This is a genomic window from Mesorhizobium neociceri (assembly GCF_013520985.1).
Taxonomy (GTDB): domain Bacteria; phylum Pseudomonadota; class Alphaproteobacteria; order Rhizobiales; family Rhizobiaceae; genus Mesorhizobium; species Mesorhizobium neociceri.
The window spans coordinates 320,210-344,335 of the sequence record NZ_JACDTY010000006.1; the positions used below are offsets into that span (position 1 = coordinate 320,210).

The following is a 24,126-nucleotide window of genomic DNA, read 5'->3' on the forward strand; positions in this document are numbered from 1 at the left end:
CTAGTTCTCCCCGATTTTCGAGCCCTTCATCGTGATGTCGCTCGAGGCCTTGATGGATATCTTGCCGGACGCCTTCACCGAAATGTCCTTGCCGTCGATGACGATGGTCCCGTCACTCTTCATCAGGATTGAGGCCGAACCGGATTTTAAAAGAATCTCATCAGCTGCATCGAGCACGAATTTCTTGCCGACCTTGATTGTCTCGCCGCCGGTAACCGATATGTTGCTGTCCTTGCCGACGGACAACGAAAAGCCGCCGGACACCGAATTCGAGTCGTCCGCGCCGATCGTGGCACTGCGACCGCCACCAACGCTCGAACTTTGATCGCCGCCAATCGACTCGCTATGGCCTCCACCGATGCTGACGCTTTGAGCCGCAGCAATAGACCAGCTATCCGACGCGCCAATGCTGTGGCTCTGTCCCGCCCCCACCGTGACTGACCGCGACGCGCCGATGGTGTTCGTCTGTACCGCACCCACGCTTCGGGTTTCGGCGGCACCGACAGAATCGACTCGCGCCGCGCCAACGGTCACCGTCTGAACGAGCGCGACGGCCTGCGTGTGGCTGGCGCCGATCGTCTCGGTCGAGTTCGACCCAATGTTGATCGTTTCGTTGGAGCCCACCTTCAGCGAGCGATTGGCGCCGACCGTCTCGGTGTCATTGCTACCAATATTCGTGGTCTGGTCGACGCCGACCTTGACGGTCTTGTTGTTGCCGACGTCCTCGTCGAGGTTGTTGCCGACGGAGTGCCTGGCGTTGTTGTCGATGCGGTCGGACTGGTCGTGCTGCACCGTCTTGTTGCGGTCGTTCTTGATCAGAAGGTGATGGTCCTTCTGCGCCTGGAAATTGACCAGCTCGGAGCCGGCCTTGTCCTCGAACATCAGTTCGTTGTAGCCGCCACCCCCCTTCGACGAGTTGGACTTCCAGCCCGATTGCGTGGCGTTGCCGGGCAGGCCGTAGGGCGGCATTTGCGAGGCGTTGTAGACCCTGCCGGTGATGATCGGCAGGTCCGGATTGCCTTCGATGAAATCGACGATGACTTCCTGGCCGATGCGCGGGATCTGGATGAAGCCCCAGCCACTGCCGGCCCAGGTCTGCGACACTCGCACGAAGCAGGAGCTCTTCTGGTCCTTCTTGCCCAGGCGGTCCCAGTGGAACTGCACTTTAACCCGGGCATATTTGTCGGTGAATATCTCCTCGCCGGACGGGCCGACCACGGTGGCCGTCTGCGGCCCGCGCATGATCGGCCGCGCCGTAATCCGCGGCGGCCGATAAGCAACTGAGGTCGGCGCCACGCCGAGCACGACCTTGAAATTCTCGCCGTCGGTGTCGACACCGGCGCGATAGCCCGGATCGAACAGCCGGTATTCGGCGCTGACCACCAGATATTCCTTGTTCTGGTCGTCGCGCGGAAAGCCGTCGAGCTTGAAGGTGCAGCCGGAGAACAGGCCGCGTACGGTGCCGACGGCGGCAATGCGCATGTGCGGCGCCTGGATTTCCTCGCGCCTTATCGCCGCCAGACTATCGCCGCGGCCGACTTCCAGATGCGCGCCGGGGTGGCGATAGTTCTCGCCTGCGGCCTGCTTGTGGCCAAAGGGCTGCGCCGACTTCGCCATCAGGTCTGCGGCGGGCTTCTCGAAGTCATAGTCGGTGTGGGCATAGGCGCCCGGACGCACCGCGCTGCCTGGAATCCATTCGGTGATGTACTCGACGTCGCGGCGCGAGCCCTGCCCTTCGAATTGATAGAGCACCGTCTCATAGCCCGGCGCGGGCTTCAGCTTGCTGATGGCGTCGGCCAGGATCAGTTTGTGCTCACCCTCGGCATGCTCGAAGAAATACAGGATGCCTTCGTGCTCGAGCAGCCGCTGCACGAAATCGAGGTCGCTCTCATCGTACTGCACGCAATATTCGCGCGGCGGATAGGACCCCTGCAGCCGCTTCTCGAACTTGGCGATGCCGCCATATTTGGAGAAGATCTCCTCGACGATCTCGACGACGCTCTTGTCCTGGAAGATGCGACAGTCGGTGGTATTGCCGAGGAACCATAGCCACGGCCTGACGACCGCCTCGTAATAGGCCAACCGGTCTTCGATGCGGGTGAGGCGAAACTCGGAAATAAGGCCGCTGAACCAGCGCTTCGGGTCGGCCTCGCCTTCGATCGAGACGACGCCGCCCAGCATCTTCAGTGGATCGATGTCGGCATTGGTGCTGACAAATCCCACGGTGTAGGCAAGACAGCGGCTGATCTCGTCGCGACCGACGAGATGCGTGAAGGTCAGCAGCTCGGCGCCGACCGGCGTCTGCACAAGTGCGGCGCGTTGTTCACTCGGCATGGCTCGTGCCCCTCCTGGACGCTAGTGTGGCAGGTTCGAAGCCCTTCTTGTGTTAACGACCTCACGTTCAGGGACATTTCGGAATTTGCCAACCCAGGCCATGTTGAGGCTACCACATGTTCTGTGGCAGACCAACGAGGGCAAGCGGCGATCAGGGTATGTTTGCGCCGCTTTCGCCAGTGTGAAACGCCGCTCTCCCCCTGTGCCCGCAAGCTGCTAGACTGTGGCGCATCGGATCAACTGCAAAGCCAGCGGTCGACGGGCCATATTGGATGTTCATCAGTCTGCAGATCAGCAATGTCGATGTCCTGCCCGGCGGACTGCCCCCCGGTTACGCATCGCGCGACCGCGGCTTCGAGATCGGGCGCGAGAACTGCGCCTGGACCTTGCCCGATCCGGACAAATTCATCTCCGGCCGGCACTGCGAAATCCGCTATGAAGGCGGCGCTTTCTTTCTCTACGACGTCTCGCGCAACGGCACCTTCGTCAACGGGTCGAGCCAGCGCCTGACCGGCCCGCACCGGCTTGCGCAAGGCGACCGGCTCCGGATCGGTCGCTATATCGTCTCGGTATCGATCGATGACGGGAACCAAGCCTTCGGTGGCCATGGCTCGACGCAACGGCAAATGCCCGTCGCCGGATCCTTTCCAGACCATATTGCGGCGCCACGGTCGCCGACCGCGCCACCCGTTTCTGTCTCCGGCCGGCCACAGCCAGCCGACGAGATCCTGCGCGCGATTGCCGCCGGCGCCGGCATCCCGCCGGAAGTGCTGCTGCTGCGCCAACCGCATGAGGTGGCGGGCGAGATCGGCGCGGTGTTGCGGATCGTCGTCGACGAGCTGGTGCTGCTGCTGAAGGCGCGAGCCGCCGCGAAGGTCCTGGCCAAGACCAGCGATCGAACGATGATCAACGCCGCCGACAACAATCCGCTGAAGTTCGTGCCCGGGACGGACGAAATCCTCGACATCATGTTCGCGCGGCGCAGGGCCGGCTATCTCGATGCCAGGCACAGCATCGAAGACGCCTTCCACGACCTCAAGACGCATGAATTCGCCACCTTCGCCGCCATGCAAGCAGCGCTGGCGCGGCTGCTCGACGATCTGTCGCCCGAGGCAATCGCCAAAAAACTGCCGCCGACTTCCTTTGCCTCGAAGAAGACGCGCGCCTGGGACGCGTTGGTCGCGACCTGGCGCGCCAAGGAGGAGGCGCACGAAAACGGCCTCCTGGACATATTCCTCACCTATTTCAGCGAGGCCTACGCCAAGGCCGCCAAACAGAAACCGGCAAGCAAGAGCTGAGCGCAACTGTACCTCCAAGCCGGTCCCATGACCGGTTGGCGACCAAAATTGCGCCGGGTTTCAATCGGAACCTTCTGAGACTACGATCACATACGACAATTGAGCACGCGGGTACGGTTGGTCGACCTAGGGGTCTGCGGCAGATGTCATGTCACGGCGAGATAGCGTCCTGCGGTCCGCGTTCGCGCGGACTTGGCGCTGTGCGTCGCGCGGCCGCGCGGGCGTTTATCTCTTTGTTTTTACGCAATTCCGGACGGAAAACCGCTTCACACTTTTCCTGGAATTGCTCTAGGCAGGGTCGGCGATGAGCTCGAAGGACGATCCTTTCGATCCGGCCGGCAAGACCGTCATCCGCCCCAGCCGTCCCAATCCCGGCCGCAAGCAGAAGACGGTTCTCGCCCGCGATGCGCCGGCGCCCAACAGCACCGTGATCGCCCCTGCCAGCATCCCGGAATCGACGATTTTCGATCCCAACGCCGGCCGCCAGCAGCCACCACCGGCCGACGTAACCGGGACAGTTATCTATCAAGGCGCGCCTTTCGCCGCAGCGCCCGCTGGTCCGTCGTTTCCGACCGAGACGGCGGGGAAAACGCCGTGGGATGCGCTGCTCGGCGCCAGCGACGGCGTCGACTACGGAACCGCCAACCCGATCGTCGCTGCCGCAGCACCCTTGCTTATCCTGCTAGGGCACCTTCGGCTGATGGCCGTCGAAAGACAGGCTGAGCCGCTGGCGGAGCATGTCGCCGGCCTGATCGAGGATTTCGACCGCAAGATCGCCAGGACCGATACTTCGGAAGAGGATGCACGCATCGCCAGCTATGTGCTTTGCGAAACCGCCGACGATATCATCGCCAACCTGCCCGGCTCCGGCCGGGAGATGTGGGCACAGCATGCCATGCTGTCGCGCTTCTTCCAGGTCAAACCCACCGGCGCCGGTTTCTTCCAGGCGCTGAACACGGTGCTGGCGACGCCCGAGCCGCATCGCAATCTCATCGAACTGATGCATATCAGCCTGTCGCTTGGCTTCGAAGGCCAGTATCGCGGCCAGCCACGCGAAGGCCTCGAGCGTGTCCGCCGCGACGTCTACGAAACGCTGGCCTATTTCCGCGCCCCCGGTGACGACGACATCTCGCCGCGCTGGCAAGGCCTGGCGCTGACGTCAGCGCAAGGCTCAAGGCGGGTTCCGCTCTGGGCCGTAGCCGCTGCAACAGCAGCCGTTTTGACTGCAGCCTTTTTCACGCTGCGGGTTCTCATCACCAATGACGGCGAGGCCGTCGCAGGCGAATTGCTGGCGCTCAACCCGGCGACGCCGGTCACCATCGAGCGCACCGGCTTCGTGCCGCTGACCGAGGAGGTGAAAGTCGTCGCCGCACCAACGACGATTGCGCAGGTCGATCGCATCCGCACCGCGCTGGGCAAGGAGATCGAAGCCGGTGGCGTCAGCGTCGGAACCAAGGGCGATTTCATCGTCGTGGAAATCAGCAATGCCTTGCTGTTCCAGTCCGGACGGGCCGACGTCAAAGCCGAGTTCGAGCCCGTGGCCATCAGCATCGCGGCGGCTCTCAATGCCGAGCGCGGGCCGATCCGGATCGTCGGCCACACCGACAACGTCAAACCGAAGAAGACCAGCGCCTTCAAATCGAATTTCGACCTCTCCGTCGCCCGCGCCCAGTCGGTCGAAAGGATGATCGCAGCGCATTTCAGCGATCCGTCGCGGACAAAGGTCGAGGGCAAGGGCGAGGACGAGCCCATCGCCGACAATGCAACACCGGAGGGCCGCGTCAAAAACCGCCGTGTCGATGTGATGATCCCGCGAGAGGAGACGCTGTGACCGGCTGGCTGCTGCGCATCTTCAGCACGCTCGCGCTGGCCGGCTTCGCCGCCGCGGTCTGGTTCGCCGGCCCGTTGATCCGCTTCGCCGGCGCCCGGCCGCTGGACCCCGTCTGGCTGCGGGCAGTGATCATCGGCGTTGTCGTTGGAACGGCGGTGGTTATTTATGCAGTCCGGTTCTGGCGAAGGCGCAAGGCGCAGAAGGCGCTGGAAGCCGCCATGGCCAGCGCCGAGGATGACGGCAGCGACGCAAAGGTGCTGGAAGCCCGCATGAGCGAGGCGGTAGCGACGCTCAGGCAGTCTAGCGGCAAGCGCAACTTCCTCTACGAGGTTCCCTGGTACATCGTCATCGGCCCGCCGGGGGCCGGCAAGACCACCGCACTGGTCAATTCCGGGCTGAACTTTCCGCTTGCCGGGTCGGGCCAGGCGCAGCCGGTGGCAGGCGTCGGCGGCACGCGCAATTGCGACTGGTGGTTCACCGATGAGGCAGTGCTGATCGACACGGCCGGGCGCTATACGACGCAGGATTCCAACGCGCGGACCGACAGCAAAAGCTGGCTCGCCTTCCTGTCGCTGCTCAAGCGGCATCGGGCCAGGCAACCGATAAATGGCGTCATCCTGGCGATCAGCCTTGCCGACCTGATGGCGGACGGCGAGCAGGCGGCCCATGTCGCCGAGATCCGCAGCCGATTGCAGGAAATCCACGCGATCCTGAAGGTCCGCTTTCCGGTCTATGTGCTGTTCACCAAGGCCGACCTCGTCTCCGGATTCATGGAGTATTTCGGCACCTTCGACGAAGCACGCCGGCGCCAAGTCTGGGGTGCAACCTTCCAGACCGCGGAGCGCGGCCTGAACATGGTCGCAGAAGCGCCGGCCGAATTCGACGCGCTGGTGAAGCGCCTGACCGAGGAGATGAGCGAGCGGCTGCAGGCTGAGACCGACCCCGTCGCCCGCATCGCCATTTTCGGCTTTGCCGCGCAGCTCGGCGCGCTGAAAGGCCGGATCGTGAATTTCCTCGATGGAGTCTTCGAGCCGACGCGCAAGCAGCTGAACGCCCCCTTGCGCGGCCTGTATTTTTCCTCCGGCACGCAGGAAGGCACGCCAATCGACCAGCTGCTCGGCAGCATCGGCCGCAGTTTCGGCAAGAACGCCCAGGCACATCTTTCCGGCACCGGCAAAAGCTTCTTCCTGCACGATCTGTTGAGCCGCGTTATTTTCGCCGAGTCCGGCTGGGTGTCCTATGACAGGGCAGCCGACAGGCGGGCTGCGATCGCCCGCTATGCCGGTCTGGCGGCGATAGCGGCCATAGCGGTCGCCGGACTTGGCGTTCTCGGCCTGAGCTTTACGACCAACAGATCGCTGATTGCCGCGACCAATCAGGCGGCCGGCCAGTATCGCGAGACCGCCGCCCCGCTACTCGCAAGCACGACAGTGTCGGATGCCGACCTCGAAACCGTCATCGGCGCGCTCGATGCGCTGCGCGGCCTGCCGGCCGGCTATGACGCAAAAGACCAGCCGACGCCGGCCAAGGCGACATTCGGCCTCAGTCAGCGTGAGCGTATCCTGTCCGCCTCCGAGACCGCCTACAGGCAAGGGCTAGAGCGCATGTTCCGCTCGCGCTTGCTGTTCCAGCTCGAACGCACGATCGAGGCCAGGATGGCCGATCCGATGGCGCTGTATGAGCCGCTGAAGATTTACCTGATGCTGGGCGGCAAGGCGCCGAAAGTCGACGATGAACTGGTCGTCACCTGGCTGAAGCGGGACTGGGAACAGAACCGCTATCCCGGCGCCCACAATCGCGATGGACGGGCGCAGTTGGAGAAGCACCTGCGCGCCATGCTGGCGCTCGACGACGACCAGGATCCCACCTTCGAACTCAACCGCACGCTGGTCGAATCCGCCCAGCGCTCGCTCGGCCGCATGACGCTGGCCGACCGCGCCACCGCGCTCATTCAGTCGGCGACCTATGCGGCGGAGCTGAGTGATTTTTCGGTGTCATCGCAAGCCGGCGCGGAAGCGCCGGTGCTGTTCGAGCGCAATGACGGAAACGATCTCGCCGGCCTTCGCGTCCCCGGCCTCTACACCCATGCCGGCTTCGACTTCTATCTGGCGCAGCTCGCCAGGAGCGCGCAGGCGCTGGTCGACGATCAATGGGTGATCGGCAGCGGTGGAGAGCAAGGCGGCTTCGACCAGGAGTTGCTCAAGCTCGGCCCCGAGCTTCTCGATCGCTATGGCAAGGGTTTTGCTGCAGCGTGGAATGAGGTGCTCGACAGGTTGAAGTTCAAGGCGATGGCCGCCGACAAGCCGCAATATCTAGCACTGTCCGCCGCCGGCTCGCCGACCTCGCCGCTGATGCAGCTGTTCGAGGCGATCGCGCGCGAAACAGCTTTGACGCAGGAGCGCAATCCGGCCGCGCCTTCCCAAGACAGCGATCAGGAAGCCGCCGCGCGCGCCAAGGGTCTCGCCCGCATCGGCGTCGAGCTCGCGGCACGCAAATCGCAGAGCCGGGCCGGAACCGCCTTCGTCAGCATGCAGAGCCAGGATCCCGGCGCCAACATCGAAGCCCAGTTCCGGTCTTTCCAGGCTTTGGTGGCCGGCGCGCCCGGCCAGCGGCCGCTCGATGCCCTGACCCAGAATTTCCGCGAAATCTATCAAAGCGTACGGCTTGCGGCCGATGTCCCCGCGCAGACGGACCAGGCCAACGCCAATCTGCAGCTGCAGATCTCGACGTTGCGCGCCAATGCCTCGCGGCTGCCAAAGGCACTGGCCAGGATGGTGAGTGCGGCGGCGGATGATTTCGAGGGCACCGTCGCCGAAACATCGACCACGCATCTCAACGAAATGCTGGAAGAGACCGTCGGTCGTCCGTGCGAAGAGGTGATTGCCGGGCGCTTTCCATTCGCCCCCGCCGGCACCGACGATGTCGCCATGGCGGATTTTGCCAGGCTGTTTTCTCCTGGCGGTGTCCTCGACCGGTTCTTCGCACAAAACCTGGCGTCGCTGGTCGACATGAGCGGGCAGGACTGGGACTGGAAACAGGACACCAGGTTCGGCCGCAATCTGGCGAAATCGACGCTCAGGAACTTCCAGCTTGCGGCACAAATCCGCGCCGCTTTCTTTCCGCTTGGCGGGCCGGTGCCGTCGATCAACATCACCTTCACGCCGCTGTCGTTGCATGGCGATGCCGACATGGCGCTGCTCAACATCGATGGCCAGGTGCTGCAGGCCACCCAGGCCGGCAACACACCGGGCCTGATTCCGTGGCCGGGCAAGACCGGCTCGGCCAGTCTCAGCCTGACGCCGGAGCTGCCGGGGCGCGAGTCGGCGATCAAATTCGACGGCCCCTGGGCGCTGAAACGATTGCTGGACAAAGGGCAGGTCACCGCCAATGGCGACAGTCTCGAAGCGCATTTCGTCATCGGCGGGCGCGATGTCGCCTACACGATCAAGACCGGGGAGGACGGCAACCCATTCACGCTGCCGGCGCTTTCCGCCTTCAGCTGTCCGAAGGCTTTCTGATGGGGAATTGCATGGCGGGATCGGCGATTGCGGGGCGCAGAGAGAGCAGCGGCACCCCACCGTCCGTCATCGGCGGCTTAGATTTCGATACTCTAATGGATAGGCCTGTGGCAGACTGGCCAGGCACGGCCGACAACGCGTTGCGGAGGGTAGGCAAGTGAGCGGTGCCGCCTTTGAGAGCTACGGCGTGAGCCACCAGGGCTGCGTGCGCGACCACAATGAAGACAGCTATCTGGTCGAGCCGCAGATCGGCCTTTGGGTGGTTGCCGACGGCATGGGCGGACATGAAGCCGGAGAGGTGGCCTCGGCAAGCATCGTCGAGCATCTGGCAACGATCGGCATCGCCAGCTCGGCGCCGGATCTGCGTGCGCGCTTCGAGGACCGGCTGAACCGGGCGCATGCCGAGATCCGCCGGATTTCGCGATCGCGCGGCGTGACCATCGGCTCCACCGTTGCAGCACTGCTGGCCATGGACGGCAGGTTCGCCTGCCTGTGGTCGGGCGACAGCCGCGTCTATCTGGTTCGCGACGCCGCGATCTCCCAGATTTCGCGCGACCACACCGAGGTCCAGGAACTGCTGGACAGCGGCGCGATCAGTGCGGCCGAGGCTGAAAACTGGCCGCGGCGCAACGTCATCACGCGTGCCATCGGCGTCAACGACGAGATCGCCATCGACTTCCAGCAGGGAGAGACCCTGGCCGGCGACATTTTCATCCTGAGCACTGACGGGCTGACGGCGCATGTCAGCGACGCAGAGATCGCTGCCGCAGTGCTGTCGGCAGCGCCGCAGGCAGCCTGCGAAAAGCTGCTTTCCATGGTGCTGGAGCGCGGGGGCACCGACAACGTCACCATCGTTCTGGTCAAGATCAGAGACAAAGGCAATGGCCTGTCCCGAGCAGAAGGCCACGACCGATGAGCTCAGACGACAAGACTCGGCTATTGCCCAATATGGCGGATACCAGCGTCGGCACGCAGCTCAGCGGCATCTACGAGCTCGACGAACGCATCGCGTCGGGCGGCATGGGCGAGGTCTATCGCGGCCACAACATCCAGACCGGCGATCATGTCGCGATCAAGATCGTGCTGCCGGAATTCGCCCGCGACCAGACGATCCTGTCGCTGTTTCGCAAGGAAGCCTCGATCCTCAACCATCTGTCGCATGACGCTGTCGTGCGCTACCACGTCTTCACCATCGATCCCGGCATAGGGCGGCCCTATCTGGCGATGGAATTCGTCGACGGGCAGTCGCTGTACGACGTCATGCGCGGCGGCGCGATGGCGACGCAGGATGTGCGCAAACTGTGCCACCGGCTGACGTCGGGCCTGAGCGCGGTGCACCAGGCCGGCGCCATCCACCGCGATCTCTCGCCCGACAACATCATCCTGCCGGGCGGCCGGGTGGAGCGCGCCAAGATCATCGATTTCGGCATTGCGCGATCGGCGGCGGTCGGTGGCGAGACGCTGATCGGCGGCAAGTTCGCCGGAAAATACAACTACGTCTCGCCCGAGCAGCTCGGGCTCTATGGCGGCGAGGTCAGCGAACAGTCCGACATCTACAGCCTGGGGCTGGTGCTGGCGGCGGCGCTGCGCGGCAAGCCGATCGACATGGGCGGCTCGCAATACGAAATCGTTGAAAAGCGGCGGACCGTGCCTGATCTCTCCGGCATCGATGCCGATTTCAGGGACGTTGTCGAAGCGATGCTGCAGCCCGATCCGCAGGATCGGCCGGCCAGCATGGCCGAAATCGCCCGGTTGACGCGCGACGACAGCGACGCGACCTTGCCGCCGGCCTCGCTTGCGCCCCGGCCCGGTCTGCCCCGAACCGCCGGGCCTGTCTCAAAGGTCGAGGACTCGCAGGGCCTTAGTGCGCCCCCCGCAAGCGGCACGGCAGAGCCATCCTTCGTGCCGCACGTCCGCCCGGCGCATCTGTCGCAACCGAAACCGGTTGCTGAAACTCCCAGGCGAGCAAGCACACCGACGAAGCCTGCTACTTCGGGCCGAAGCCTGACGATCGCGGCACTGGCAGCGGTGGTCGTGGCATCGCTGGGAGGACTCTATGCATCGGGCATTCTGGGTTTTGGAGACCGGCCTCCTGCCAACGAAACCGGCAAGACACCGCCGCTCCAACCCGAGCTGACAAAGCCGGTCGTCGCGGACAAGCCCGCTACTGCGCCGGTGGAAGAGGTCGTGCCAAAGCCGCAACCGGCAGAGACTCCGGCTGAAGATCATGCCAAAGCGCCGATCGCGCCGCCAGTCGCGTCGAGCGCTACGGCCCCGCAGCCAGCCGCACCAACCGACAAGACCGTTGCGCTGCAGCCGCCATCCGGCCCGTCACAGCCCGATGCCGCGAAGAACCCCGAGCCTGCCGGCCCGCCGGTAGAGACCAAGGCGACAGAGCCGACCACGCAAATACCTGAACCAACGGCCGAGGCACCCAAACCCGTAGCACCGACGCCGGAACCCACCGCTCAAGCCCCCAAACCCGAGGCGCAGGCGCCTGAACCGACCGCGGAGCCCAAGCCAAGCCAGCCCGATATCGCCGGCGGTGAGCAGGCCGACAAGCCCGCGGAGCCCGACATTGCCATGAATGTGCCCAAACCGGAGGTGCCGCCGCCGGCCGCTGCGGCCGCGGAGCGGGTTACCTGGGTACGCGCCTTCAATGGTGGCGACTGTTTTTATGCGACGGTGACATCTGCCACCGACAAGGGTGTCGCGATTGAAGGCTTCGGCACGTCGGTGCCGCCCTTCGAACAGTTGCTTGGGCAATTCCAGGCGAAGTTCCATGTCGAGCCGGACATCAGCGTCCGCCTCATCCAGCCCACGCAATGCGGGATCACTGACTTTCTGCGTTTCATGGGGGCAAGCACGGCCGACAGACCGCAGCTGGTGCTCGACCAGACATCGGTGCCGGACGGTTCGCCGATCGACGGCACGCTGGTGACGCATGGCGGGCTGGTGTCGAGCGTGATCCTGATCGACCACAGGGGCATTGCCTTCAACCTCGACGACCGTGTTGTCGCACAAGCCGACAAGGCGACCTTCTCGATCCCGATCGGGCTCGGCGCCGCCGACAAGGCGGCAGGCAAGGCGCTGCCGCAGATCATCATGGTGATCACCGGTCCGGACGAGATCAAGGCAGCGGACTTCTCGACGCCGACGCCGGCCTCGGTGCTGTTGCCCAGGATCCTCGACGAGATCGGCGCCAGGACCTCGGCATTTTCGGCGACCGCCAAATATTTCCGCCTCGGCGGGTAGCACGGACGTCGATGCAACGCCGTCGCCGTGATCCCATCCTGCTTGCCCTGAATGCGCGCGTGAAGTTTGCCACGATCGCGGTTGCGACGCTGTTGCTGGCGCTTCTTTCCGCCGGACAGGCGCGCGCCGAATTCACCGTCTGCAACCAGACCCTCGACGTCGTCAACCTCGCCGTCGGGCAGAAGGTCGACGATGCCGATCAGACCGATGGCTGGTGGACCATCGGCGCCAATCAATGCGTCAACGTCATCCGCGAGGAGCTGACCAACCGCTACATCTACATCTACGCCACGGATGTCTTCGGCCACGCCATCCTGGCAGGTTCCACCGAGATGTGCATCGAGCGGCGGCGGTTCTCGATCCGCGGCATCACTGAATGCTGGCAACGCGGCCATATCGCGGCGAAGTTTCTCGAAGTCGACACGCAGGAACAGGTGCGCTGGACCTTCTTCCTGACCGGAAGCGCGCCGTGACGCACAGCATCGACACCAGCTTCAAGGCAAAGAAGCAGGCGCGCGCCGCGCTGCGCAGGCGCAGGATCTGGCTCGGGCTGGCGGCTGGCCTGGCGACAATCGTCCTTGCGGCGATCGCCACCGGCTTCTACCTCACCGCCGACTACTGGTCGTTTGGCGACGAGGATGAGGAGCTGCACGCCGTCGAAGGCTCGGACGACGTGCCGGCCGACGCATCGGTCTATGTGCCCGCCATCATCGATCTTGCCGGCGACCCGATGTGGATCACACTGGCCCCCGAGGCGGGTGCTGCAACCAAAGGCCGCGCGATGCCGCGCCCGGCGGAGCTCGACCAGGCCGGCATCTCTCCGCAAATCGAAGTCCTGTCCGACGTGATGCTCAGCGCCAGCGAAAAATTCATGACGACGATCCCGTCGACGCAGGAGGATTTCGCCTTCTTCCAGGCGCAGCGGAAGACCGCGGTCGCGCCGCCGACGGAACCCAGCGATCCGCAGAATGACCTGCAGAACGATCTTCAGCCCTCGCCTGGCGCGGACGAGGCTCCGGCGTCCCCCGGCCCAGAGGCAGCTCCGGATACACAGGCGGCTCCAGGTGCGCCGGCGGTTTCAGATTCCGCGGCCGCCGATGACCCGGAAGCCGGCTGGGGCGAGACCATCGATGAGGGCGAAGCAGCACTGCCCGCATTCCAGAAGACAGCGGTCGAAAACAACACCAGCGTTGCCACCGTCACCTCAGAATACCAGCGCTTCGAGGCGACCGAGGACACCTTCGTGAAGATCCTCAACGACCGCAGCCTGGACAGCGTTGCGCTGGATGCGCATTTTTCCGCCGACGACGCAAAGCTTGCCGGCGAGGCGCTCAAGGCGCTGTTCGACAAGGACGGGCTGCAGCCGGGCTATGTCGTGGCCATGCGCGGCTTCAGGCCGGCGCGCGAGACCACGACAATGTCGCTGATGCAGGTCTCGATCTACGCCAAGAATGTCTTTGTCGGCACGCTGACGCGCAATGCGGCCGGCGCCTTCGTGTCGGGTGTCGACCCCTGGGTGCGCGAAGACCTGTTCAACTATTCGGGCGCCGAGACGGAAGGCACACAGAAACGGCAATACCGCCTGCTCGATGCGATCTATTCGACGGCCGCGCGCAACAATGTGCCGAGCGGCATCATCGGCGAAGCCATCATGTATCTGTCGCGCGGACAGGATCTCGACGCCTTTGCCAGCGAGGACCAGCGCCTTGTGCTGATCTATTCGCAAACGCCGCGCGGCAAGAACGAGACCGACGGGCGGGTGCTCTATGTCGGCGTGCAAGGCACGCAAAAGACCCTCGACTGTTTCGTCTTCCAGCAGAGCGACGGCCAGTTTTCCTGCGTCTCAGGCGACGACCAGGTGCGCTCGCTGACAGTGGCCAACGGCATGGTGACGCCGGTCAGCGGTGTCATGACGTCGACCTTCGGGCCGCGCAAGCATCCGATCCTCGGCGTGGTCCGCATCCACAAGGGCGTCGACTGGGCAGCCCCGGTCGGCACGCCGATCGCCGCCGCCTTCGATGGCGAGATCATCTTCCAGGGCGACGGCGGCGGTTACGGCAATGTGGTCAAGATCGCGCATGCCGGCGGCCGCGAGACGCGTTATGCGCATATGTCGAAATTCGCCATTGCCAGCGGTGTCGGCACCAAGGTGAAGGCCGGCGACATCATCGGCTATATCGGCACCACCGGCCTGTCGACAGGTCCGCATCTGCATTTCGAACTCTATCAGGGCGGCGAAGCGATCGATCCGCTGGGCACCGCGACCGCCGCGATCGCCGCCACGTCCAGCGATCCCGCCGTCGAAACGCTGACCGACCGTATCGTCCATGTCGAATCGGGCGGCAGCGCGCGGGCGAAGAACCCGCTGTCTTCGGCAACCGGCGCCGGCCAGTTCATCTCGAAGACCTGGATCCGGATGATGAACACCTACCGCCCGGAACTGGCGCGCTCGCTGTCAACCGCAGACCTTTTGGCGCTGCGCTACGACGCCACCATCTCGCGCGAGATGGTGCGCAATCTGGCGCGCGAGGGCGAGGCCTATCTCAAGGCGCGCGGCCATCAGATCACCGCCGGCCGGCTCTATCTCTGCCATTTCCTCGGCATGGAAGGCGCCCATCAGGTGCTGGCGGCGCCGGGATCGGCGCAGTTGAGCGCGGTGCTCGGCTCGGCGGTCATCCAGGCCAACCCTTTCCTCACCGGCAAGACCGCCAGCTATGTCGTCGACTGGGCGGAACGGAAAATGGGCCGCAAGCTGCCCACGCCGGCGACGACCGATGCAGGCCAGCAGACGACGACGGAAGTTCGCCAGACATCGCCGGAGTTCGAAAAATACAAGCAGGCCATCACAGCGCTGGTCGGTTCGCTTCAGAACAGCCTTGAGCCTGGCTAGCCGCAGTTTCCGCGGGTGGCCGCCCCAGTTTTCGCCGAGCCGATTGGTTTTGAGGCCGGAAAATGGTATATTAGCGGATATTTGGAAGGTTTTTTGGGTCCTTGTGAACCAAAACTGTGGCTGGGATCACATACGCCCAGGAGCCATTTTGGCAGAAGCGACGCTGTCGCTGGTGAAATTTAGCATGCGCAGACATCAATAACGCGCCCCACCGGGGCGGAGGGCTGATCCTATGAAAGCGTTTGCCGTCCTTTTGAGCGGATTTTTTCTGTTAATGCTGACAGCACTCTGTACCGTCCAGGCTGCGGCGCCGGACGCCGGCGCACCGGGCGCGAAGCGCGTCGCGCTGGTCATCGGCAACAGCAAATACGTCCATGCCGTCGAGTTGCCCAATCCGGCCAATGACGCACGCCTCATCGCCTCGACGCTGCGCAATGCCGGCTTCGAGGTGATCGAGGGCGTCGACCAGGACAATGCCGGCATGCACAGCCTGATCAGCAAATTCACCGAGCAGTCCTACGATGCCGACCTCGCCGTCATTTTCTATGCCGGCCACGGCATGCAGGTCGACGGCAAGAATTTTCTCATCCCGGTCGACGCCGAGTTGACGTCGCCGGCCTATCTCAAGACCCGCACCATCCAGATCGACGACTTCATGGCAGCACTGCCGCCGGACCCGGCGGTCGGCGTCATCATCCTCGATGCCTGCCGTGACAATCCGCTAGCACGGACGCTGGCGGCCGCGATGCCGAAGACCCGCTCCACCGCGTTGGGCACCGGCCTGGCGCCGATCGATCCGAAATCGGAAGGCGTCGGAACCGGCGGCATCCTGATTGCCTATGCCACCGACCCGGGCGCTATCGCCTTTGACGGCAACGGCGTCGACAGCCCCTACTCCACCGCGCTCGCCAGGCACCTGACCGAACCGGGCGTCGAGATCCAGAGCGCGCTGACCCGGGTACGCGGCGAAGTCGCCGAGACCACCCAAGGCCGCCAACGGCCATGGCACAACGCATCGCTGGGCCGCGAGGTTTTCCTTGGCAAACCGGCCGCCGAAGCCGCGCCAGCGGCAAAGCCGACCGCCGATGCAGCGAACGCCACGGCAGCGCCCGCCCCTGCCCCCGTCGCCAGTGAGCCGCCTTCGTGGGAAGTCGAGCAGCGCCTGTGGGACGAGGCCTCGAAGCGCAACACCGCGCCATTCTACGAAGCCTATCTCGAGCAGTTCCCGAATGGCCGCTTCGCCACGGTGGCGCGGCTGAACATCGACGCGCTGAAGGATCCGAAAGCCCAGGAACGGCAAGTCGCCGCGCTCGATGCTGCCGAAGCGAACCCCGGCTCCGCCGTGCGCACCTCGGTCGGCATTTCGGACGACATGAAGAAGGTGCTCGGCACCGCGGAGACGGAGAACGCCATCGGTCTCGATCGCCAGGGCCGCATCGACCTGCAATTGCGGGTCGAGGCGCTGGGCAATGAGCTTGGCCGCGTCGACGGCAACATCGGCGCCAAGACCCGGCAAGCGATCGGCGACTGGCAAGAGGAGAACGGGCTGCCGCCAACCACTTTCCTGACGCGTGAGCAGCTGGCGTTCCTGGAGATCCAGACCGATCCGATGATGGAGGCCGTGCGCGCCAAGCATGAGGCCGACCAGGCCGGCGTGGACAAGCCGAAAAAGCAGGTGGTGCAGAAGGCCCGCACGCTGAAGCCGGCGGCGGAGAAACCGCGCAAGAAGCAGTACGCCCAGAAGCCGCGCAGACAACAGCAGTTCGTGCAGAAAAGGAGCAACCGCGAGGTCGTGCGCGAGGATGAACCGCCGCCGCAGGACAACAATGATTTCCTGACCAAGGCGCTGATCTTCGGCACCGGTGTAGCGGTCGGCGGCGTGCTCAAGAACTGATCGATCACGTCAAACAACAAAAACGCCGCGTGTCCGTTGGACGCGCGGCGTTGTGTTTAATGACGGCCGGAAGACGCGGCCGGCGACGCTACTGCGCCTTGATCCGCATCTCGACCCGGCGATTGGTGGGATCGTAGGGGTTGGGGTTGCGTGGATTGGCCTCGCCGAGGCCGACCGCCTTGATGCGCGTGGATTCGATGCCGTTGGATTCCAGGAAAGCCGTCACCGATTGCGCCCTGCGCTCCGACAGGCCCTCATTGTAGTTCGCCGAGCCGGACGCGTCGGTATAGCCTTCGACGACAAAGGACAGCGTGCTCAGCCGGTCATCTTTCAGCGCCTTGGCGAACTCGTCGAGTTCGCTGCGCGCCTTGGCATCGAGCTCGGACGAATCCAGGCTGAAATTGATCAGCATATCGAGGCCGGTCTTCTCCGGCGGCTTATCTTTCTGGCTGGTCTTGCTCTTGCACTCGTCCTCGGTGCCGACGCAAATCCCGCGCGCCGCGCCATGATCGATCGCGCCGGCAAAAAACTTCACAATGTCTTCCGATTTCTGAAGTGGGTCGGCATAGGCGTGCGTCGAAAAAAGCACGGCCGCCAACGCTAAGACTGAAGTGCCCAGCTGCATAACGGTTACTCCTGCTCTGACTCATTGTTTCGACGCAATTCCGGACGGAAAGCCGCTTCACACCTTTCCTGGAATTGCTTTCGCTCCGATATCACCAAAGCCCGATCCGTCGGACCAGGACGGTCAGGCTCCATGTTCCGTTCGACCATCTCTCCGAAAGCCGGCTTCGCCTTTTTTCGGAATCGTGGGTCAGGTTGTGGAATATACCAAAGCGCGGCGCGTTTGTCTGTGAACAACGTCATGGACATGTGGCGGTCGGCAGGCTTGACCCGCGCCTCGCAGGCGAGTTGAGTGAGAGCTGGGGAGGACAACAGCAGCGATGGTCAACGGGCTTCAATTCCAGACCGCACGCGATCTCTTCGCCGCAAACAGCGCTGTTGCCTGGGACATGACGGCTGTTCCCACCGACCAACCCTCGCTCGAGTTCTGCCGCCGGCTGATGGCCGGGCGCATCCCCGAGGAAGCGATCACCTTTTGCGCCTATCTCCTGCCCGACCGGGCAGCGATCTGGTGGGGCCATGAGTGCCTGGGTCATCTGACCGAGCTGCTCGAAGAGCAGGATCTCGAAACGCTGGCGCTGGTTCAGGACTGGGTCGGCGAACCCAGCAATGCAAGCCGCCGCGCTGCTGTCGCCGAGGCGGCGATGGCGCGGCAGCACACGCCGGCCGGCTGGATCGCGCTGGCGGTGCAACGGCATGTCAATGGCCTGGCGGATCAGACCAACGGGTCGAGGCTGCGGCCGCTGCCCGCGGCCCATGCCGTCAACGCCGGCATTCTGGCCGGACTGGCGCGGGTTGCGGTGGCGGATCGTTTCTCGGTGCTCACCGCCTTTGTCGAAATGGGCATCCATCTGGCCGAAACCGAAGCGCTGCGCAGAGCCTGATTGCCTGCACTTGCGACGGTTTCATTTGCAACCGTTTTGCGCCCATTTGCCCAGCGCCACCTTGAAGCGCGTGCCCAGCGGGTGTTGCAGGCGCAACACCGAGATATCATTGGTGACGTAGGTCTTGGCCTGGTCGCACAGCCGCTCCTCGGTCCATTGATGGCAGTTGCTGCATTGGTTGTCCCAGACGGACTTTTCCAGGCCCTCGACTGGACTGAAATGCGGCTTTCCCTGGATGAGCTGGGCGATGCTCTTGCCGTCGATCGCCGGGTCGCCAAAGTTGACCGGAACATCGAAAAGGACCGGCGCATCCGAGCCCAGCTTCGGAATTTCCTCACGCAGCTGTTCCAGCGCCTGCTCGCCGGCGTCGGCACCCGGCGCATTGGCGGCCGCGCCGGTGCGCGCCTGTGAATCGCCTTCGGGCGCAGCCGCGCTGGAATCGCCGACGATCAGCGGCGCATTGAGATCGACCTTGTGAAGCACGACGTCGGTGGTCAGCGAGACGTTGATCCAGGGCCGCTGGCGGCCGGCTGTGGCCTTGAACACATCTGACGTAACCCGGTTCATCGCTTCGGTGATCGAGACATTGGCCTCGCCGATATGGGCAAGCAGCGCTGCCGAAAACGGCGAATGCTCGCCCGATCCGTCATAGGCCAGCTGGTTGGGACTGGCGGCGAAGGCGACCAGCGTGCCGGCGCCGCCATTCTCGATCGAAATTTCGGCAAGGCCGCTGCTTGCCGTGCTGTCGCCGCCGGTCTCCTTGGCCAGCACGTCGGCGAGCGGGTTGTCGCGGCAGGCGTCGAGGAACACCAGCCTGATGCTGGTCTCGCGCGACATCTGCCGCAGGATGAAATCCACCTGCACGGCTTCGAAGTCGAGCGAGGTCTCGTCCTCCAGCGCCGCATCGACAGGCAGCAGGTAATTCCTGCCGGAGACCTGCAGCCCGTGGCCGGCATAGAAGAACAGCGCGACATCGGCGCCGCGAACCTGTTTGGCGAATTGCGCGATCTTTTCCTGCGTCTGCGCCTTGGTGAGGTCGAGGCCGGAGACGATTTCGAAGCCCAGGCCCTTCAGGCGATCGGACATTGCCTGCGCGTCGTTCACCGGATTGGGCAGCACCGGCGCATTCTGGTAGTGGGAATTGCCGAGCACCAGGGCAATACGGCGTTCGGCACTGGCCGTACTCACGGTCAACACCAGCGCCAGCATGGCCACGCCGATGCCGCGCACGAAATTGCCGCAACTTGCCATCATCTCCAAACGCACCGGGTTCCTTCTCGGTTGACGGGCCGGCTCAGTTGGCGAGCGGCGTGGCGGAGAACTCGATCCGCCGGTTCAGCGCCTTGTTCTTCGGCGTATCATTCGGCGCCACCGGCTTTTCCTCGCCATAGCCGGATGCCGTGATCTGCGCCGATGGAATGCCCGCCGCGATGATCGCGTCGGCGACCGCCTTGGCGCGCCGTTCCGACAGGTTCTTGTTGGCCGTCGGCGAGCCGTCGGAATCGGTATGGCCCGACACCTCGACCTTCAATTTCGGACATTTGCCGACGACGCCGACCACCTCGGCCAGCAGCGGGCGGCTCTTCTCGTCGAGGCGGGCGCTGGCCGGCCGGAAATAGATGGCGCCGGTGCGCGACAGCACCTCGAACCTGTTCAGGCATTCATCATCGCTGAAGGTGGTCTTGCCGGCATCGGTGGCAACTGGCCCGGCATCGGCTGGAGCTGCGGCCGCGACGGCAGGTGGCGCGGCCGGCTTGGCGCCATCGGCGGTGAAGACGAAGTCGAAGGACACCGAAGCCGTCGGCACGATGCTGCTGACATTGGCCGCCTGCTGGAGTTTTTCGATGTTGGGAAGCAGGCCAAAATCCTCGACATGCACGGCCACCGGCGCCTCCGAGGCGATCGACACCATCGAGTCGGTGATCATGGTGACCACGACATTGGCGACGAGGTCCTTGTCGACGCCGTGCAGGCTGAGCCGAAATGGAATCTGCGCCGTCATCCGCCGCTTCGTCGCCAGATCGGCGAAGGCGGCGGGGTCGACTTTCGCCGTCACTTCCGCCGTCGGGAATTTGAAGGTCTCGAAGAACAGGAAGCGCATACGCACATTGCGAAGATCGATGCCGGTGTCGACCGAATTGAGATCAAAAACGACCTTGGCGGCGCCATCTGATGTCAGCGTGCCCGAGAGGTTCCTGATCTTGTTGGTTTCGACAATGGTGTTCTTCTTCACCGATTGATAGGTGAGTGTCGAATTCGCCGGATCGAGGGTCCAGTTCGGCTGCGCGTTGGCCCCTTCCGGTGCGAACAGCAACAGCCCGAATACAGCGGCGGCCAGAGCAAGGGCGCCGACGATGCGCCGGCCCTTTGACATCGACATTTGTTGCCGAAAAAATCCGCCGACCTCGAACATGGATGCCCCGCCTCAGGACAACAGACCTCAGTTCCGATCACGGCGGTCGAACGCAGTGATGCCGGCGACCATAGAACATATGATTTGGCTTTGCGAGTAGCTCCGCCCGTCTGCCCCAGGGGGAGAGGATCCTCAAAAACCTGTGATCACTGGTGGATGAACAGGCGTCAAAATTCAGCGGGCACCTTGCGCAGTCACAAGCGTCTCGGTGGCGCCCATCGAACGCGCAGAGAACGCCAACAGTTTCTTTTATAGCTTTGGTTATATTAGTATATTAGCAAGTTCTTGACAATCGTCCAAAGCTCTGGTGTTCTTGACATATTAAACAAAGTTCGTTGCGTTTTTTACGGACGGGGTAACATGTCGACCTTGGTAGTCGCGGACCCGCGGGGGGTGTATCTCGCCGGTCTGGAGTGGGTTTTGCGGAAGGCGGGGCACAGCATTGTCGCAGAATGCCACCACACGATTGAGGTTCTCCCCTTGGTGGAGCGCCACCGGCCTGATCTTGTCATCATAGGGTTGGATGTTGCGGACCGGCAGACGGCCGGTCTTTCCGCAAGGCTGAGAGCCAACGGCAGCCCTTTGGGCATCATCTACATCCTGCAACCAAACGGCGGATTCGACTTCAACGAAATCCCGGGGCTCGATGCCGACGGCCTGCTGATGGATGGCATCAGCAACAGCTACCTTGTCGAATGCGTCACTGCGGTGGCAGCCGGCCGAAAGTGGGTCGACAACCACATCCTCCAGCATCTGCTGATGCCGAGACCGTTGCCTCAGCCGGCACCGAAGCTTACTGGACGCGAGACGGAAGTCGCCGGCCTTGTTTCACGCGGCCTACGCAACAAGATCATCGCGCAGCGGCTGCATGTGTCCGAAGGCACGGTGAAGATGCACCTGCACCACGTCTACGAGAAGCTCCGCCTCGGCAGCAGGGCGGAACTCGCCTGGGCGACTTTTGGCGAAGGTGCCGACCATCTGGGACCAAGTCACAAAAGCGGGCTTTGATCCCAGCCGACAAGCAGGCTGCGTCGACAGGATACCGGTAACAGGCCGGAAACCCACGGCATATCGATCGATCCACCAAACCAACGCGGTTACCCGCCAGCGCCTGTCGCGGCTTGATCTGTCGAAGGATGTATATCGTTCGATCAGGTAGGGGCATTCACCATAACACTATCGAACCGCAAATGGACGCGCCCTCTGCGTCGGCGGCACTATGGAGGATTACAGGCCGCAATTATGTGCGCCAGCGGATGTACTCGGGGTAGAGGCATCCGCCATCAGGAGGGGGGGCCCTTTCTTGATGCGTTCAAAAAGGGGAGAATCTCCATGACACTCGGTATCACAGCTCAAGACATCATCATCGACGAGACCACCGGACTTCAGCAGCCCAGTGATATTGATCCGACCGGCAACACCAACGCCACGCTGCTATATCTCCTGACTCTCGGCACCGCGCTGGAGGTCGCCTCCCAGGTCGACTTCGTGCACGCCACAGCTAGCGCAGGGGAAACCATCACCGCAGTCGTTCTCGCCCAGAACTCCGACGGGGACCCGTTTTCCACCACCGACGGCGTGAACAGCCAAATTCAGACGGTCGATGGCAATTATGTCTGGCTGTTCCAGGACTCAACTGATCCAAACGTCGTGATCGGCGTCATTGGTACCTCTGACCCGACAGACGAGCCCGATGAGGGCGGGTCGCTCGCCTTCTCGTTTGGGCTGGATCCCACGAGTGCCACCAACGGGGATCTGTACCTGGTCCAGTATGTGCCGCTGCTCCATCCGGATGCGGGCGACCCGGACGACCAAATCGATCTGACCGACATAGTGTTCGCATCGGTCACGGGGACCTCGGTGGTCAATTTCAGCCAGCTTGGCGACGCCCCTTCTGGGCACAACAATTGGTACATCCTCGACGCCGACACGGCGAGCACGCAGCAGATTTTGGTCACGGCTCACGACAATGGCGTACAAACTGAAGTCAACGTCAGCACGCAAGGCCTGGGTGTCGCCTCTCAAGACATTCGCTTTGGCCGTGACCTTCAGATCGACCTGATCACCGGCGGCACCCAGAGCGCGGGCAAGGACTTTACCGACACGCCAACCGCGCCTGATTACGGCACTCATATCGAGAACGTCTCCAGCGCGGGTTTCTCGGTCTCTCAGTCCACGCCAACCAACTCCGTGGCTGACATCGAGATCCACGCCTACAACAACAACGACAACGCGGAGGGCGCTGGTCTCCCTGGTGACGACAACGATGCGGAGATCGAGATCACCGGAGTGACTTTCAAACTGAACGGCGTCGACACAACGGCCGCGGCACTCGGCATCACGGTTGATCTCAGCGGCACTGGACTGATCCTTCAGGACGTCGGAGAGGGCGTGACGGTCGATTTCACGACCGCAGGCGGGGTGGGCGGAACCTTTGACCGCTTCTTCATCAAGAATATCGACACCGAGCATGACTTTTTCGATGTCAAGGAGGTGCACTATGGTGGTGAAGTAACCAACGCCGGCAACGAAGAGGTCGGCTCCTTCATCAACTTTGACGACGACGGACCGACGATCGACGCAATCGGTACCCCGCCGGAACTCACGGTAGACGAGACCAATCTCGCGGGCGACGACAGCGCGGATTTCTCGACTTTCTTCTCCTCGGATGCCGGCGCCGATGGTGACGCCATCAGCTATGCGCTCGGCATCAGTGCGATCACCAACGATAGCGGCCTCACCGACACCTTAACCGGCGAGGCGGTCCTCCTCTCGGTCAATCTCAGCGGCGACGTTGAAGGCCGTACCGCCGGCACCGACGACCTCGTGTTCACGGTCAGCGTCGACGCCGCCGGCGTCGTGTCTCTCGACCAGGCTCGGGCGATCATTCACGCGGACGCCACCGATGCGAACGACAGCAGGACGTTGGCTGCCGCCGACCTCATTACCCTGACGGCGACCATCACCGACGGTGACGGCGATCAGGCCACGGCCACGCACAACATCGGCCAGAACCTCAACTTCGAGGATGACGGACCGACGATCGACGCAATCGGTACCCCGCCGGAACTCACGGTAGACGAGACCAATCTCGCGGGCGACGACAGCGCGGATTTCTCGACTTTCTTCTCCTCGGATGCCGGCGCCGATGGTGACGCCATCAGCTATGCGCTCGGCATCAGTGC

At 63.5% G+C, this 24,126-nt stretch carries 15 protein-coding genes; 11 read left to right on the forward strand and 4 right to left on the reverse strand.

Going from position 1 to position 24,126, the window contains the following annotated elements; translation table 11 throughout:
• Positions 1-2,334 carry a type VI secretion system Vgr family protein gene (locus H0241_RS15375; protein ID WP_181058504.1) on the reverse strand — a complete coding sequence of 778 codons (2,334 nt, stop codon included), beginning with the start codon at positions 2,332-2,334 and terminating at the stop codon, positions 1-3.
• 272 nt (positions 2,335-2,606) lie between these two features.
• Here H0241_RS15375 and tagH point away from each other — a divergent pair, with 272 nt between their 5' ends.
• The 8 genes from tagH (at position 2,607) to H0241_RS15415 (ending at position 17,020) form a co-directional block, all read left to right on the forward strand.
• Positions 2,607-3,632 (forward strand): type VI secretion system-associated FHA domain protein TagH, encoded by a 1,026-nt coding sequence (gene tagH, locus H0241_RS15380; RefSeq protein WP_181058505.1) that lies wholly within the window; start codon positions 2,607-2,609, stop codon positions 3,630-3,632.
• 304 nt (positions 3,633-3,936) lie between these two features.
• On the forward strand, positions 3,937-5,463 hold the full coding sequence (tssL, locus tag H0241_RS15385; RefSeq protein ID WP_181058506.1) for a type VI secretion system protein TssL, long form: 1,527 nt from the start codon (positions 3,937-3,939) through the stop codon (positions 5,461-5,463).
• Positions 5,460-8,981, forward strand: a complete 3,522-nt coding sequence (tssM, locus tag H0241_RS15390) for a type VI secretion system membrane subunit TssM (RefSeq protein WP_181058507.1) — start codon at positions 5,460-5,462, stop codon at positions 8,979-8,981. The genes tssL and tssM overlap by 4 nt, the downstream gene beginning before the upstream one ends.
• Positions 8,982-9,138: 157 nt before the next feature.
• On the forward strand, positions 9,139-9,897 hold the full coding sequence (locus H0241_RS15395; RefSeq protein WP_328824694.1) for a PP2C family protein-serine/threonine phosphatase: 759 nt from the start codon (positions 9,139-9,141) through the stop codon (positions 9,895-9,897).
• On the forward strand, positions 9,894-12,236 hold the full coding sequence (locus H0241_RS15400) for a serine/threonine-protein kinase (RefSeq protein ID WP_181058508.1): 2,343 nt from the start codon (positions 9,894-9,896) through the stop codon (positions 12,234-12,236). Before H0241_RS15395 ends, H0241_RS15400 begins: the two co-directional genes overlap by 4 nt.
• A gap of 59 nt (positions 12,237-12,295) precedes the next feature.
• Positions 12,296-12,709, forward strand: coding sequence for a DUF1036 domain-containing protein (locus tag H0241_RS15405; protein WP_181058509.1), 414 nt, complete (start codon positions 12,296-12,298; stop codon positions 12,707-12,709).
• Positions 12,706-15,126, forward strand: a complete 2,421-nt coding sequence (locus H0241_RS15410) for a M23 family metallopeptidase (protein WP_181058510.1) — start codon at positions 12,706-12,708, stop codon at positions 15,124-15,126. Before H0241_RS15405 ends, H0241_RS15410 begins: the two co-directional genes overlap by 4 nt.
• A 274-nt stretch (positions 15,127-15,400) precedes the next feature.
• Positions 15,401-17,020, forward strand: a complete 1,620-nt coding sequence (locus H0241_RS15415) for a caspase family protein (protein WP_235984287.1) — start codon at positions 15,401-15,403, stop codon at positions 17,018-17,020.
• Between the two features lie 88 nt (positions 17,021-17,108).
• Here the strand turns inward: H0241_RS15415 and H0241_RS15420 are convergent, their stop codons facing one another.
• Positions 17,109-17,645 carry an OmpA family protein gene (locus tag H0241_RS15420; protein WP_181058512.1) on the reverse strand — a complete coding sequence of 179 codons (537 nt, stop codon included), beginning with the start codon at positions 17,643-17,645 and terminating at the stop codon, positions 17,109-17,111.
• Positions 17,646-17,964: 319 nt separating this feature from the next.
• Here H0241_RS15420 and H0241_RS15425 point away from each other — a divergent pair, with 319 nt between their 5' ends.
• Positions 17,965-18,528: a DUF6931 family protein gene (locus tag H0241_RS15425; protein ID WP_181058513.1), complete on the forward strand. Its 564-nt coding sequence runs from the start codon at positions 17,965-17,967 to the stop codon at positions 18,526-18,528.
• Positions 18,529-18,549: 21 nt separating this feature from the next.
• Here H0241_RS15425 and H0241_RS15430 read toward each other — a convergent pair whose 3' ends face one another.
• Together H0241_RS15430 and H0241_RS15435 are read right to left on the reverse strand one after the other, a co-directional pair.
• Entirely contained in the window at positions 18,550-19,794 is a 1,245-nt protein-coding gene (locus H0241_RS15430; RefSeq protein WP_328824695.1) for a caspase family protein, read from the reverse strand.
• Between the two features lie 28 nt (positions 19,795-19,822).
• A complete protein-coding gene (locus tag H0241_RS15435; RefSeq protein ID WP_235984288.1) occupies positions 19,823-20,908 on the reverse strand; it encodes an OmpA family protein in 1,086 nt (361 codons plus the stop codon).
• A gap of 393 nt (positions 20,909-21,301) precedes the next feature.
• Between H0241_RS15435 and H0241_RS15440 the strand changes: the two genes are divergently transcribed.
• Both H0241_RS15440 and H0241_RS15445 read left to right on the forward strand, forming a co-directional pair.
• Positions 21,302-21,949, forward strand: a complete 648-nt coding sequence (locus H0241_RS15440; protein WP_181058515.1) for a LuxR C-terminal-related transcriptional regulator — start codon at positions 21,302-21,304, stop codon at positions 21,947-21,949.
• Between the two features lie 324 nt (positions 21,950-22,273).
• Positions 22,274-24,126 (forward strand): DUF5801 repeats-in-toxin domain-containing protein (locus tag H0241_RS15445; RefSeq protein ID WP_235984289.1); only part of this gene is annotated, 1,853 nt, incomplete at its 3' end.